Origin of the sequence: uncultured Dokdonia sp. (genome assembly GCF_947492535.1) — a bacterium.
Lineage (GTDB): Bacteria > Bacteroidota > Bacteroidia > Flavobacteriales > Flavobacteriaceae > Dokdonia.
Map to the genome: position 1 here is coordinate 1 of NZ_CANLNH010000044.1, position 578 is coordinate 578.

At 35.6% G+C, this 578-nt stretch carries 1 protein-coding gene; it reads left to right on the forward strand.

Translation table 11 applies throughout. The features are described 5' to 3' along the window. Window positions 1-578, forward strand: a 578-nt coding sequence (locus tag Q1A60_RS21470) for a hypothetical protein (RefSeq protein WP_300008502.1), incomplete at both ends; no start/stop codon positions are given.

Here is a 578-nt window from a genome sequence, read left to right on the forward strand (position 1 = left end):
TATTATGAGACACTTCAAGAAGCACAGAGTGAGGTAAATGCGATTCCAGATATCTCTAATTATACAAATGTTTTACCTCTTACAGATGTAAATGGTGTTCAAGGCATTTATGTGCGTGTTGATGGAGATACAGCCAATGACTGTATCGGACTAGGTATTCATGTACAATTGACAGTATTACCAAACCCAGTTTTAAACGAAGATGTTACTGATTTTGTAGAATGTAGTGATGATGGCGTATTTGGTATTTTTGATTTAACCTCTAAAGATGCTGAAATCACAGGAGGTAATCCAGATTTCGCTGTAAGCTATTATGCTTCTCTAGCAGATTATACATCGACACCTCCAATTCCTATTGGTATTCCTACAGCATATCCTAATGTTAGTGAACCACAAACTATTTATTATAGCGCTGTAAACACAATTACAGGGTGTATCACTTTTGATGAAACTAATTTGTTTTTTGAACTATTTCTTAATGAAAATCCAACAACAGTCACACCTACGACTTTAGAGGTTTGTGATGATGATGGCACCCCAGATGGAGTCACTATCATAAATCTTACCGTTAAAAATGC